This is a genomic window from Ruminococcus sp. J1101004sp1_RTP21198st1_B9_RTP21198_201120 (genome assembly GCF_040924245.1).
Classification (GTDB): domain Bacteria; phylum Bacillota; class Clostridia; order Lachnospirales; family Lachnospiraceae; genus Blautia_A; species Blautia_A faecis.
On the sequence record NZ_JBCOMI010000003.1, the window covers coordinates 154,329 to 167,486 of the forward strand.

Consider the following 13,158-nt stretch of genomic DNA (forward strand, 5'->3'; position numbering starts at 1 on the left):
ACTTCTCGCTTTCTGTCCTTTTCGTACTGTTGTTCAACATAGCAACACCAGTTTTTCGTTACTGCGGATCGTAACTTTTTTCCATATAACTTTTTCGTAATTGTCCACAGGCACCGTCTATGTCACTGCCCATTTCCCTTCTAATAGTAACATTAATTCCGCATTTTTCAAGTTTTATTTTAAAATTCTCTACAGCCTGATGCGTAGAACGCCTGTAAGAACGCTCCTTAATAGGGTTTACCGGGATTAGATTTACATGACAATTAATATCATGGATTTTGCTGCTCAGCTCCCTTGCATCTTCGTCACTGTCATTAACACCAGCCACAAGACTGTATTCAAAAGTAATTCTCCTGCCGGTCTCCTGAAAATAATTGCGACATGCATCCAGGACTTCGTCCATGCTGTACCGCTGGGCAATAGGCATAAGTTCCTGTCTTTTTTCATCATTTGGTGCATGCAAGGACAAGGCAAGGGTAATCTGCAGTTTTTCCTTTGCAAGCTCATAAATTTTCGGAACAATTCCGCAGGTCGATACGGTGATATTCCTCTGGCTGATGTTAAGGCCATCTTCGTCGGAAAGCAGATGTACAAAGCGTACAATATGATCATAATTATCCATAGGTTCGCCGGTTCCCATTACTACTACATTAGATACCCGCTCTCCCGTTATGCTCTGGATCCTGTAAATCTGATCCAGCATTTCCGAAGGAAGAAGGTTTCTTGTCCAGCCTCCAATAGTGGAAGCACAAAAACGGCATCCCATTTTACAGCCTACCTGTGATGAAATACATACGGAATTTCCATGCTTATAACGCATAAGAACACTCTCGATCACATTTCCATCAGAAAGGCGGAACAGATATTTTCTTGTGCCGTCAATGGCAGAAATCTGTTCATCCACCATTTCCAATGCCGCTATGGGATAGTCTTTCAGTTTTTCTTTTAATTTTCCTGGTATGTTTCCCATCTCATCATAAGAGGTTACCAGATGTTCATGTAACCAGCTGTAGATCTGCTTTGCCCGAAAAGGTTTCTCCCCCAGTTCGGTCATCAGATTTTTCAGTTCGTCTTTCGTCATCGACTTAATGTCTGTCATATTTATATCCCTATTTTCTTCTGAATTTCGCAATAAAGAAACCGTCTGTCTTATGTACTCCCGGGAGCAGCTGCAGATATCCAAGTGCAGTCGTCTCTGAGTGCAGCTCCTCTGGAAGATAAGGATCCAGACTCTCCAGCTTAAATGGATAATTATTCAAGAACCACATCATGTTCTCTTCGTTTTCTTCTTTTGCAATGGTACAGGTACTGAAGATCAACTCTCCTCTTGGCTTCACATAGTTTGCTGCGCGATCCAGAATGGTTCTCTGCAGAATCACTATTTCATCCTGTTTCTGTGGCGTAACACGGTATTTGATCTCCGGCTTCTTGCCGATCACTCCATACCCGGAACAAGGTACATCTGCAATTACAACATCTGCAAGCAGTTCTGAATCCTGATCAAAAATAGTAGCATCCTGCACTCTTGCCTGTACATTAATAGAATTGGTACGCTGGATGTTTTCCTCGATCAGATTGACTTTATACTGGCTTACATCTCTTGCATCTACCGTTCCATATCCCTCCATCTTGTCTCCCATATGAAGACTCTTTCCACCTGGCGCAGCACACACGTCAATAACGTAATCGCCCTTCTTCGGATCTGCAACCTCCGCAACCAGCATGGAACTTACATCCTGCACGACGATTTTACCCTTGATAAAAGCATCCAGTGCAAGAATATGGTTAAATTCAGAAATGCTGTATGCATAAGGCAGATATGGAGCAGGCGCTACATGAACGCCCTGACTTTCCAGACTTTTTACAATCTCTTCCTTGGAATTCAGATAAGTCCGGCATCTGATGGTAAGAGGATGTTCCGTAAGAAAATCTGCCAGTATCTTCTCTGTTGTTTCTTCTCCATAGGCTTCCAGCCACCTGGTTACCAGCACCTCTGGCATGGAATACTTTACAGAAAGATATTTCAGCAGATCATCTTCTTTTTGAGGAAACCGGACCTGATCCATTTCCCGGGCTATGGTACGAAGAACACCGTTTACAAAAGGCTTCAGATTATAAAAGCCTTTTCTTTGCGCCAGCTTCACAGCCTCATTGCACACTGCACTGTCTGGCACACTATCCATGTATTTCAGCTGATATACTGCACTTCTTAAAATTTCCCGGATTGCAGGCTTCATCTTATCAACTGTCACCTTGGAAAAAGAATTGATAATGTAATCAATCTGAATCCGGTATTCCAGCGTTCCTTCACAGACACGGGTAATAAATGCCCGGTCCTGTTTGGGAAGGAACTGATATTTGGAAAGGGCATTCCGAATTGCCACATGGCTGTGCTCGCCCTCTTCGATTTCAAGTAAAATTTCCAGGATCATCTCCCTGGAATTGATTCCGTTAATCATCCCGTCTTCTACCTCCGGAAAGTATGATCAGTCTCAGAAGCTGTAAAATGGAAGAAGCAAGAGCTGCTACATAAGTAAGGGCTGCCGCTGTAAGAACCTTCTTCGCACCTTTGTTTTCCTCACAGCTTAAAATCCCTGTGCTTTCCAGCATTTTTAAAGCCCTTGAGGAAGCATTGAATTCTACCGGAAGTGTTACAAGCTGAAACAGTACCGCCAGTGAAAACAGCACAATTCCTGCAGTTGTAAGTGCCGGTATGGAAAGGATCAGTCCCAGAAGAAAAATCGGCCAGGAAAGGGAAGATCCGATATTTGCCACTGGAACAATAGCTGAACGGATATTCAGCGGTGCATAATTTATATTGTGCTGAATGGCATGACCACACTCATGGGCAGCGACACATACAGCTGCCACAGAAGTTCTTCCATATACGTCCTGTGAAAGTGCCAGCCTCTTTGTTCTCGGATCATAATGATCTGTAAGGCTACCGGAAATTGGGACAATCGTTACATCATAAATTCCGGCTGCATTTAAAATCCTCTGGGCAGTCTGAGCTCCTGTAAGACCGGAATGGCTGCGCACCTGCTGATAGCGTGCAAAAGTGCTTTTCATCTTTCCAGATGCAGCCAGTGCCAGCACCATTCCAATGATCAGCAATACATAAGTAGGATCAACATAAAATCCATAAGGATATCCATATCCGTACATAAGATCACTCCTTTTTATCTGTGAATCTGCTTCCGGTTTCTATATGACATCCACGAAGGAATGCATCCGCATCCATTCTCTTTTTTCCTTCTAACTGTACCTGTGAAAGTACCAGAACATCCTCACCGCAAGCCACGTAAATTCCTTTTTTGTCTGTTTTTACTACTGTTCCAGGTTCTGACTTTTCTGCGCCAGTTTCTTCACTTTTTACTACAAAGCTTTCCCATACCTTCAAAGTTTTTCCATTCCAGAAGGTAAATGCGCTTGGCCACGGATTTAAACCTCGCACCAGTCTTTCCAGTTCCTCGGCTGATTTCCCGAAATTGATCAATCCCATCTGTTTGGTGATCATACCGGCATATGGAGTAGGGCTTTCCTCCGGCTGTTTCTCGTAAACAGCTGTGCCATCAAAAATGTGAGGCAATGTCTCAACAAGAAGCTTCGCTCCTGCTTCTGCAAGCTTATCAAACAGAGTTCCGCCCGTCTCATCTTTTGCAATCGGCACTACGATCTTTGAGATCATATCTCCTGTATCAAGACCTGTTCCCATTCTCATGATCGTAACCCCTGACTCCTTTTCCCCATCAATAACTGCCTGCTGAATAGGAGCTGCACCGCGGTATTTCGGAAGCAGGGATGCATGGATGTTAATACATCCGTATTTCGGAAGCTCCAGAATGCTTTTGGGAATGATCTGTCCAAAAGCAGCTACCACAATAATATCGGGTTCCAGTTTCTCCAGAACCTGTAAAAATTCCGGATCGCGTACCTTCACAGGCTGGTAAACCGGGAACCCATGTTTCAATGCCTCTTCTTTTACAGGAGTGGGAAGCATGGTCTTTCCCCTTCCCTTCGGCTTATCCGGCTGGGTCACAACACCAGCCACCTCATAGCCTGCTTCCGCCAGTGCATGAAGGGGATTGACTGCAAAATCCGGCGTTCCCATATAAACAATTTTCATTTATTCCTCTTCCTCCTCATTGTCATAACTTACATGATGTAATTCACCTTCAACCAGACGTGTGTACATTTTTCCGTCAAGATGATCCAGCTCATGACAAAATGCACGGGCAAGGAGTCCTTCTCCTTCATATATCTGCTCATTCATATCCATATCAAAAGCTTTTACCTTCACATAATTTGGGCGGGTAACCTGACCGGACATTCCCGGAACACTTAAACATCCCTCCTCGCCTGTCTGCTCACCGGATGTCATAAGAATTTCCGGATTGATAAGAATAATTGGACCATCTCCAATATCGATCACTACGATTCTCTTTAATATACCCACCTGGGGAGCTGCAAGGCCAACACCGCATGCGTCATACATGGTTTCCAGCATGTCTCCTACCAGATCCTTTGTACGTTTGTCGATTTTCTCTACTGGTCTGCAGATTTTTTCTAAAACGGAATCTCCCTCTGTTCTGATTGTTCTAAGTGCCATCTCTGTGTTATCTCCTTTATCTTTGAATTTGGAAATACCCGTTGTTTCAAAGCCCTGCACCTTAACGCAGCCCTTTATTTCCGGTATTTCGCCTTATGAAAAATCAAATTGTATATTAACTTTTCTGAAGCCGGAATTGATTTCTATATATTCCTCCAGCCTGTCCTTTATCCGGACAAGCAGATCATAATTCTCATGTTTCAGATAAAGTACTCTTCTGTATACATCCTTTACTTTCCCTACAGACGCAGGAGCGGGACCGATCACATGAAGATCTTTTCCCGCATATATTTTTCCTGTAAACAGGCCAAGATAGTGCATGGCTGTCTCAAGAAGCTTCTCATCCTCCGAAGAACCAAGCACTGCCATCATATGGGCAGCCGGAGGATAATCCATAAGAAGACGGTATCCCATCTCTTCCTGATAAAATTCTTCGTAATCCTGCTTTGCAGCTGTCTGAATGCTGTAATGATCCGGACTATAAGTCTGGATCAGGGCATGACCTTCTTTCTTTCCTCTTCCTGCTCGTCCCACAGCCTGGGTAAGAAGCTGAAAAGTGCGCTCACCACTGCGATAATCATCAGCATTCAGGGATAAGTCTGCAGCAAGGATCCCCACAAGAGTAACATCCGGGAAATCATGTCCCTTGACGATCATCTGGGTTCCAATCAAAATATCGGCCTCATGCCTGGAAAAAGCAGCCAGGATTTTTTCATAGCTTCCCTTAGCTCTTGTAGTGTCGTAATCCATTCGAAGAACTCTTGCCTCTGGAAATTCTTTTTCTACCACCTGCTGGATCTGCTGGGTTCCCGCTTTAAAACCGCCTATATATGGGGAAGAACAGACTGGACATTTGTCCGGTTTCACAGTTTCATAACCACAGTAATGACAGATCAGCTTTCTGCCATTATGCTCACTTAAGGAAACGTCACAGTGAGGACATTTCATTACATGGCCGCAGGAACGGCATGAAACAAACCCTGCGTAGCCACGGCGGTTGAGAAACAGCATGGCCTGCTCCCCTTTTTTCAGGCACTGGCTCAGGTCTTCTCTCAGTTCCAGACTGAGGGCAAGGCGGTTTCCTTTTTTTAGTTGTTCCCTCATGTCAATAATTGATACCCTGGGAAGAGGTCTTTCTTCAAATCTGGCTTCCAGCTTTACAAGGACATATTCTCCTTCTTTCGCCCTGTAATAAGCTTCCATAGATGGAGTTGCAGAACCAAGAATTACTCTTGCGCCTTCCAGCTTTGCTCTGTGGATAGCCGTTTCCCGGGCGTGATACCTTGGACTGTTTTCACTTTTATAAGAAGATTCATGCTCCTCATCAATAATGATCAACCTCAGTCTTCCAAATGGAGTAAAAAGTGCTGAACGGGGGCCCACCATAACCTGCAATTCTCCCTGTTTGGCTCTTTTAAACTGATCATAACGCTCTCCCTGGGAAAGTCTGGAGTTAATTACCGACACCTTATCACCAAAACGACCATAAAATCGCCGTACAGTCTGATAAGTCAGCGCAATTTCCGGAATCAGCACGATTGCCTGACCGCCTTCCTTTATCACCTTATCGATCAGCTCCATATATACTTCCGTTTTTCCACTGCCGGTAACTCCGTGAAGAAGAACCGGTCTCGGATCCGGGTGTTCCCATTCTGATAAGATCTGATCTACAGCCATTTGCTGGGATATACTTAATACTGCTGGTGCCACATGCGGAATATTCTCTGCATCTGCAATTGCATTTCTGTACACTTCATCTGACTCCACAGAAGCAATTCCCTGTTCTTCAAAATATCTCAGGACAGAAGCCGTAGTACCAAGCTCCTTTGAAGCCCAGGCAGTCTCGATTTTCCCATTTTCATTCTGCAAAAGTGCTTCCAGAAGGCGAATACGCGCTTTAAATCTGGTCATGCCAAGCTCTTCCAGAAGCTTTTCCCCATCTTCTCTGGAAATCAGAAGGGTTATCCACCTTTTTTCCTGGGCTTTCATCTTTTTCTGAATAGGAAGAACTGTTTTCAGAGCCTGGATCATGGTAGAGCCATAATTTTCTTTCATCCACCCTGCCAGCGCGATCAGCCTGGATTCTGTGGTTTCCTGATCATTTTCAATACCGACAACAGACTTAAGCTGGATTCCCTTTACCTTAGGCTCATCAGAAATCCCCACTACATATCCCTTGCGCACATGATTTCCTCTTCCAAATGGAATGGAAACCACCATTCCCACCTGTATCTCGTCCTTCAGTTTCTCCGGAACCAGATATTGAAAGCTTTTATCCAGCTTCTCATGGGAAATGTCTACAATAATATCTGCATATGTCATGTTTTACTTTCCGGCAAGAATATCTGCAATCAACACACGCTCATCCATAGGATATTTTTTACCTTTGATTTCCTGGTAATCTTCATGACCTTTACCAGCCAGCACCACAATATCCCCTGGTTCTCCGTGATGGATGGCATAAGCGATTGCTTCCTTGCGGTCTGGAATCTCCACATATTTACCTTCTGTCTTCGCCATGCCCACTTTGATGTCATCAATAATAGCCTGAGGCTCCTCATCTCGCGGATTATCAGAAGTAATGATGGTCAGATCTGCCAGACGACCGGAAACTTCTCCCATCTCATAACGGCGAAGTCTGGAACGGTTTCCGCCACAGCCAAACAGGCAGACCAGTCTGTGGGGATGATACTCACGCAATGTAGTAAGAAGACTTTCCAAAGCCATTGCATTATGTGCATAATCAATCATCAGAGTAAATTCATCAGATACTTTCACCATCTCAATACGGCCTTTTACTTTTGCTACCTTCAGAGCCTTCAGGATATTTTCCTGGGAAACCTTAAAATGACGGCAGATTGCAATAGCGGTAAGAGAGTTGTAAATACTGAATTTACCTGGGATGTCGATTTCAACAGGAAAATCCATAAGTCCTTTCAACTGATAGGAAATTCCAAGATAGCCTTTTCCACCAATCAGTCTGGCATCCTCAGCGCGAAGGTCTGCTTCTTTTGAAAAGCCATAGGTTTCCAGAGTACAGGTATGTCCCTCTACAATTCTGTCAAAATGCTCATCATCACGGTTTACAATTCCTACTCGGCACTGCTTGAGAAGCATAGCTTTACAAGACAGATAATGATCGAAGTCCTTGTGCTCGTTTGGGCCAATATGATCTGGTTCAATATTTGTGAAAATTCCAAAATCAAACACAAATCCCTGAGTACGATGCAGCATCAGCCCCTGTGAGGAAACTTCCATAACCACACAATCACAGCCAGCTTCCACCATTTCGTGAAAATACTCCTGAACTACATAGGATTCTGGTGTGGTATTAGAAGCAGGTATTATCTTATTTCCGATAATTGCCTCAATAGTACCGATCAGACCAACCTTGTATCCGGCATTTTCCAGAATGGATTTTACCATATAGGTAGTAGTGGTTTTTCCCTTGGTTCCGGTAATTCCGATTGTTTTCAGCTTCTCTGCCGGATGTCCAAACCAGGCCGCTGAAATAAATGCCATAGCATATCTGGTGTCTGTCACCTGGATAACCGTAACATCTGACGGTGCAGAAACCTCCTCTTCTACTATCAGAACTTTAGCCCCTTTTGCTGTTACATCCGGGATAAATTTATGTCCATCTACAACAGCACCTCTGATACAGATAAACAGAGAGCCGTCTGTTACCTTTCTGGAATCATAAACAACACCAGTGACTTCCTGCTCTGTGCTCCCCTGCACGCAGGTGTATTCTAACTTCTCTAATAAGGATGATAATTTCATAATATATGCCTCCCTATATTGACGTTGCTTTAAAATCACGCCAGAGCTTATTTGAAAAAGACTTTCAGCAAGATGTGCGTCACAATTTGCGGGAATGATTTTTCAAACACGCTCTAATCTGGTGACATCATACAGCAACGCATACTCTTTTATAGAATATCACACACAGAATTTGTTTTCAATCTTTCCTGTTAAAAAAGCAGTAACCGTTCACCTCACATTATAGTTTCCATTCACGAGTCATCTGTGAGCATTGCCTCCAAACATTCTTCTGGCGGCTACAGCGGAAAAAAGAAACGAAAGCAGAATCAGTACCTGAAACAGCTCTTTGTGGGAAGTATCCCCTGTTTTTGGAGAGGTGGACGCAGCCATTGTGCTGCCATCATTATTCCCACTGCCTATGCCAGTTCCATCTCCATTTCCACCCCCATTTCCGTTTCCGCTTCCATTTCCATCCTTCTCCTTATCTTCCACACGGATGGTTGCCTGATCCCGCACTGCGCTTTCCTCACCAGTCTCGTCAGTAACTACAATAATCTGATTCATCAGATTCTGGTCTTTCAGATCTTTTGGAAGTACAACTTTTGCCTTTAAATTCACACAGCCACCAGGTGCGATTTCCTGGATTTTCGCCTGAGTTCTGCTTTTATTCAGGGTTATACCTCTCTGTTCCTGAAAAGTAGCTGTTACTCCGGCAAGCCCGAAACGTTCCGTAGTAACTACGGAATGCAGAGTCACCTCTCCGGTATTGTGAATACTGATCTGATAAGTCACAGTCTCCCCAGGGCTGGCGTTGTCGCAGTCAGCTGTTTTCTTTACCGTAAAAGAGGCTTTTCCCTGCTGTAATGTTAACTGTTTTTCTGCTGCTTTCTCCAACGAAACCGGATTTTCTGTTTTTGCAAAAAGCTCCAGCTCCAGATTACTTTTCTGATTCATGTCCGGATCTATATAAAAAGACAGGGTTCGTGTTTCCCCTGCGGAAAGGCATTCCAGCACTGCACCACTTTCCGAAACTTCAAGGCCAGGCTCCTTTTCCCACACAGGTACCAGTTCCTGTTCTTTTACTTTGGCCTGAAGGGAAATTTTATAAAAAGGTACCTGACCATTATTTGTCAGATTCACTGCCATATGAATGCGTTTTCCAGTATAAAGCGCCTTTTCCTTGGCTTCCATTTCCACTGAAAAATCCATGTGTGCAGCTGGTATCTCCAGATTCTTAGATAAAGCTTTACACAAAATGGTTTTTTCATTTTCCACTTTTTTTACAATGTAAACTCCGCCTCCATTTTCTTCTCCGCTTATAGCACCATTTGCATGCAAAATATCCTGACAGGTAGGAACTGTATGTTTTTCTGCTGGAAAACGATATTCATCCCGCAAGGTAACCGGAATTTTCAGCTGTTTGCCCTGTTCTCCCGGATTTATTTTCCAGCGGAATCCGGTTATACTGCTGGATCTTCCGTCAGCAGTCTCGATAGGAAGCTCCTCTTTCAGGCAGCCTTCAGGTGCCATAAACGAAGCATCTGGCTGAAAATATTCAGAAAGCCAGACTACCAGTTCGTAAGATGTTGGATGAGGTATTGTTTCATCCGAAAAATCATATTGATCATTTTCCAGGCTCCCGTCCTGATTTCCACTGCTGAATAAATTTTCATCGTCACTTTCATATTCCTGGTTTTCATTTTCCCGCGTAAGTGACGCCAGCCCATCTGCCTTTACAGAAATCACCGCCTGAAATTTCTGTAAATCTGTCCATGCCGCATCTTGGGCAACAGATAACCCGCCTTCCATTTCTGCTCCATATGCCACTGCCGGCTGCGCCGTGCATCCAACCAGCATCCCAGCTTCTGCAAGCAGACTTACTCCCACTGCCAGTATCTTTTTCCATATTCTGTTTTTCATTATAACTTCTCCTTTTCTACCCCTATTTTTCACTAATCTCTGTTATTAAACTACTATTTTACAAAACGGACTTGCCGCCTACTGGCGACATCACCATATAAATGAGTCACTGACAGCACATGGGAATCACACCTTTCTCACTTAAACAGATCCTATTCACAGCATTCCGAAGCAAATTTGCCTTGCCATTGTATGCATCCATTTTCAAAAAAGCGTATAAAACGCCCAGGTTAACAGGTTTCCTTCAAAAAACGGGTTATCTTGCGCCGAACCGGCGCGGTAGAAATTCTTTTCTGCAGAATGCAGAAACAAGATAGGTTTACTTTACCACACTTGGTCTTTAAATGCAATAAAGGGTCGGATTTTATTTTCATTTCATATTTTTTCGATTTCTTTTAGATTTGAGACACATTTTCCTCACAAATTGCCGATATAATGAATTTCGGATAGATGAAAAACCACTCTCTATCTCCCCCCTCAAAAATATAGGAAATGAGCCATCTGCTTGATGCGGATGGCTTTTCCTGTTTCAAGGACTTTTCTATTGCAATTCCCACCCTTAGCTTTTATAATGGAAGATATTACACAAGGATGTCCGGAGAAATCATTCATGTTGCTGTGAATACTTTCACAGTAATCCACTTAACTCTGATATCCGCATTATATTCTTGACAGAAACGAGGTATCTCCTATGAGTGAAAAAATCGTAGTAGTTGCATTAGGTCACAGAGCTCTCGGCACCACACTTCCAGAGCAGAAAGTAGCCACCAAAGCCGCAGTAAAAGCAATCGCAGATCTTGTTGAAGAGGGTGCCAAGGTGGTAATCTCCCACAGCAATGGCCCACAGATCGGCATGATCCACACTGCAATGAATGAATTTGGAAAGACACACCCGGATTATACATTCGCTCCTATGTCAGTCTGCTCCGCAATGAGCCAGGGCTACATTGGATATGACCTTCAGAATGCGATCCGCTCTGAATTTATCAGCCGCGGAATTTACAAACCTGTTGCTACCATTCTTACCCAGACTGTTATTGATCCATATGACGACGCTTTTGCAGATCCGGAGAAAATTATCGGACGTGTTCTCACTGAGGAAGAAGCTGAAGCAGAAGAAGAAAAAGGAAACTTTGTCACCAGACTTGCTGATGGCGGATACAGACGAATCGTAGCAGCTCCGAAGCCACAGAGAATCGTAGAGCTTGAGACTATACGAGCACTTCTCAATGCAGACCAGGTTGTTATCGCAGCCGGCGGCGGTGGAATTCCAGTGCTTGAGCAGGGCATCAACCTTCACGGTGCCAGTGCCATCATTGAGAAAGATCTTGCCGCAGGACTTCTTGCAGAAGAATTAAATGCCGATACTCTTCTGATTCTCACAAGTGTAGAGAACGTAAGTCTGAACCACGGTCAGGTAAATGAGCAGAAGCTTGGCAGCATCACTGTAGCGGACGCTAAGAAATACATTGAAGAGAACCAGTTTGCTTCCGGTTCCATGCTTCCCAAAATCGAAGCAGGTATTTCCTTTATTGAGAAAGGGGAAGGCCGGAGCACTGTGATTACCGATATGGCTCATGCCAAAGAGGGCTATGAAGGAAAAACAGGAACTACCATCCGCTAGAGAGTGTTTGAAAAAGGCTTTCTGCAAGATGTGCGTCACAATTTGCGGGAATGATTTTTCAAATACGCTCTAAACATACAAAAAGGAACCTCCGACGAAATAAGTACTCATCTGACGAGGTTCCTTTTTTTACTATTATTTTACTATTATTTTACTATTATTTTACTATTATTTCCCCAATCTCAACGAGCAGTAAGCATCAATGAGGAATCCTCTGACTCTGTATTTATGATTCCGATCAGATCTCCCTCTTTCAGGGTAATCTTACGCTCCACGCCATCTGTCACTGTCATGCTTCCGTTTTCACCATCTTCTCCCATGATCATAAAACTCACAAAACCATTTGAACAGGAAGCAATGTAATATCCTGGGACAATGCCTCCATCCACATTTTCCCCAACCTCCAGCACATCTCCCGCCATCAGTTTATAAGAGGCTGAATCAGCCCCAGAGCCAAACATATCTCCAAATTCTTCTTCAAGTATCGGAGCAAGGCTGTCCTTCAAGGAATCCCGGATTTCCGGTAAGCTTGCGCAAATGATCACCAGGACCATGAGCCATCCAAAAAGGGAGCCTTTTTTCTTTTTTACCGGTTTCTGGGTGTAAACACTGCTTTTTTTAGCTGTAGTGCTGTAAGTTCCAGCTGTACTTTGTCTGCTCTTGGAATTATAATTCCCAGCAGGGACAGAGACCTTATTTCCATTCTTAGCAGCGCCAGTGCTGCCTCCATATGTACTTCCAGCTTTCACACTTCCCTTATTATAAAAATTCCCTGTGCCTGCACCAGCCAGTGACTTAGAACTTCCAGTTCCCGTTTTCTGATCATATTTATTTCCGGCTCCTGCCACGCCTGTTCCGGTCCCGGTCTTATATGCAGCACTTCCAGCCTTCTTATCTCCCAGCGGGATTTCCTCCTGGCGCATGATTGCCCGCGCCAGGCTGGTAGCATGACGGTAATGGTCACTTCTGTTCTCATTCAGATGATACAAAGTCTCATCATTTCTATAAGGCATTCCACACAGCTTACATCTGCCATTTACAACAGGCCCGTCGCAGACCTGGCACCTCTTTTTCTCCATAGACATCCTCCCGGTTCTCTGGTTATTCTGTTTCACTGCAACCTGTAATTCCTGTTTTTGCTCCAACAGGGAAAAATCATCACATTCTTTGTCTTTTATTGTATCTTTTTTGCATATTTCTTGCAAGGTCTAAATTGCCAAGCGGGAAAATACCTGTTATA

General features: G+C 43.9%; 11 protein-coding genes. 1 reads left to right on the plus strand and 10 read right to left on the minus strand.

Going from position 1 to position 13,158, the window contains the following annotated elements:
• Nucleotides 1–58: 58 nt before the first annotated feature.
• The 8 genes from rlmN to AB5618_RS03290 form a co-directional block, all read right to left on the minus strand.
• The gene (gene rlmN, locus AB5618_RS03255) at nucleotides 59–1,099 is read right to left on the minus strand and encodes a 23S rRNA (adenine(2503)-C(2))-methyltransferase RlmN (protein WP_368366484.1); all 1,041 of its coding nucleotides are present in this window, start codon (nucleotides 1,097–1,099) and stop codon (nucleotides 59–61) included.
• Between the two features lie 10 nt (nucleotides 1,100–1,109).
• Nucleotides 1,110–2,459, minus strand: a complete 1,350-nt coding sequence (gene rsmB, locus AB5618_RS03260; protein ID WP_294672589.1) for a 16S rRNA (cytosine(967)-C(5))-methyltransferase RsmB — start codon at nucleotides 2,457–2,459, stop codon at nucleotides 1,110–1,112.
• Complete coding sequence (locus tag AB5618_RS03265) at nucleotides 2,452–3,165, minus strand: zinc metallopeptidase (protein WP_294432366.1); 714 nt, start codon at nucleotides 3,163–3,165, stop codon at nucleotides 2,452–2,454. Before AB5618_RS03265 ends, rsmB begins: the two co-directional genes overlap by 8 nt.
• 4 nt (nucleotides 3,166–3,169) lie before the next feature.
• A complete protein-coding gene (fmt, locus tag AB5618_RS03270; protein ID WP_256144238.1) occupies nucleotides 3,170–4,126 on the minus strand; it encodes a methionyl-tRNA formyltransferase in 957 nt (318 codons plus the stop codon).
• The gene (gene def / locus AB5618_RS03275) at nucleotides 4,127–4,609 is read right to left on the minus strand and encodes a peptide deformylase (RefSeq protein WP_368366485.1); all 483 of its coding nucleotides are present in this window, start codon (nucleotides 4,607–4,609) and stop codon (nucleotides 4,127–4,129) included.
• A gap of 93 nt (nucleotides 4,610–4,702) precedes the next feature.
• On the minus strand, nucleotides 4,703–6,931 hold the full coding sequence (gene priA / locus AB5618_RS03280; RefSeq protein WP_256144237.1) for a primosomal protein N': 2,229 nt from the start codon (nucleotides 6,929–6,931) through the stop codon (nucleotides 4,703–4,705).
• Between the two features lie 3 nt (nucleotides 6,932–6,934).
• Nucleotides 6,935–8,392 (minus strand): UDP-N-acetylmuramoyl-L-alanyl-D-glutamate--2,6-diaminopimelate ligase, encoded by a 1,458-nt coding sequence (locus AB5618_RS03285; RefSeq protein WP_187565063.1) that lies wholly within the window; start codon nucleotides 8,390–8,392, stop codon nucleotides 6,935–6,937.
• A gap of 240 nt (nucleotides 8,393–8,632) precedes the next feature.
• A complete protein-coding gene (locus AB5618_RS03290) occupies nucleotides 8,633–10,294 on the minus strand; it encodes a hypothetical protein (RefSeq protein ID WP_368366486.1) in 1,662 nt (553 codons plus the stop codon).
• A 691-nt stretch (nucleotides 10,295–10,985) separates the two neighbouring features.
• On the opposite strand from AB5618_RS03290, the gene arcC reads away from it, so the two are divergent.
• Complete coding sequence (gene arcC / locus AB5618_RS03295) at nucleotides 10,986–11,918, plus strand: carbamate kinase (RefSeq protein ID WP_368366487.1); 933 nt, start codon at nucleotides 10,986–10,988, stop codon at nucleotides 11,916–11,918.
• Here the strand turns inward: arcC and AB5618_RS03300 are convergent.
• Together AB5618_RS03300 and AB5618_RS03305 are read right to left on the minus strand one after the other, a co-directional pair.
• Nucleotides 11,905–11,973 (minus strand): DUF6783 domain-containing protein, encoded by a 69-nt coding sequence (locus tag AB5618_RS03300; RefSeq protein WP_368072592.1) that lies wholly within the window; start codon nucleotides 11,971–11,973, stop codon nucleotides 11,905–11,907. The genes arcC and AB5618_RS03300 overlap by 14 nt on opposite strands.
• A 127-nt stretch (nucleotides 11,974–12,100) precedes the next feature.
• Nucleotides 12,101–12,997 (minus strand): hypothetical protein, encoded by an 897-nt coding sequence (locus tag AB5618_RS03305; protein ID WP_294432358.1) that lies wholly within the window; start codon nucleotides 12,995–12,997, stop codon nucleotides 12,101–12,103.
• Nucleotides 12,998–13,158: the final 161 nt, after the last annotated feature.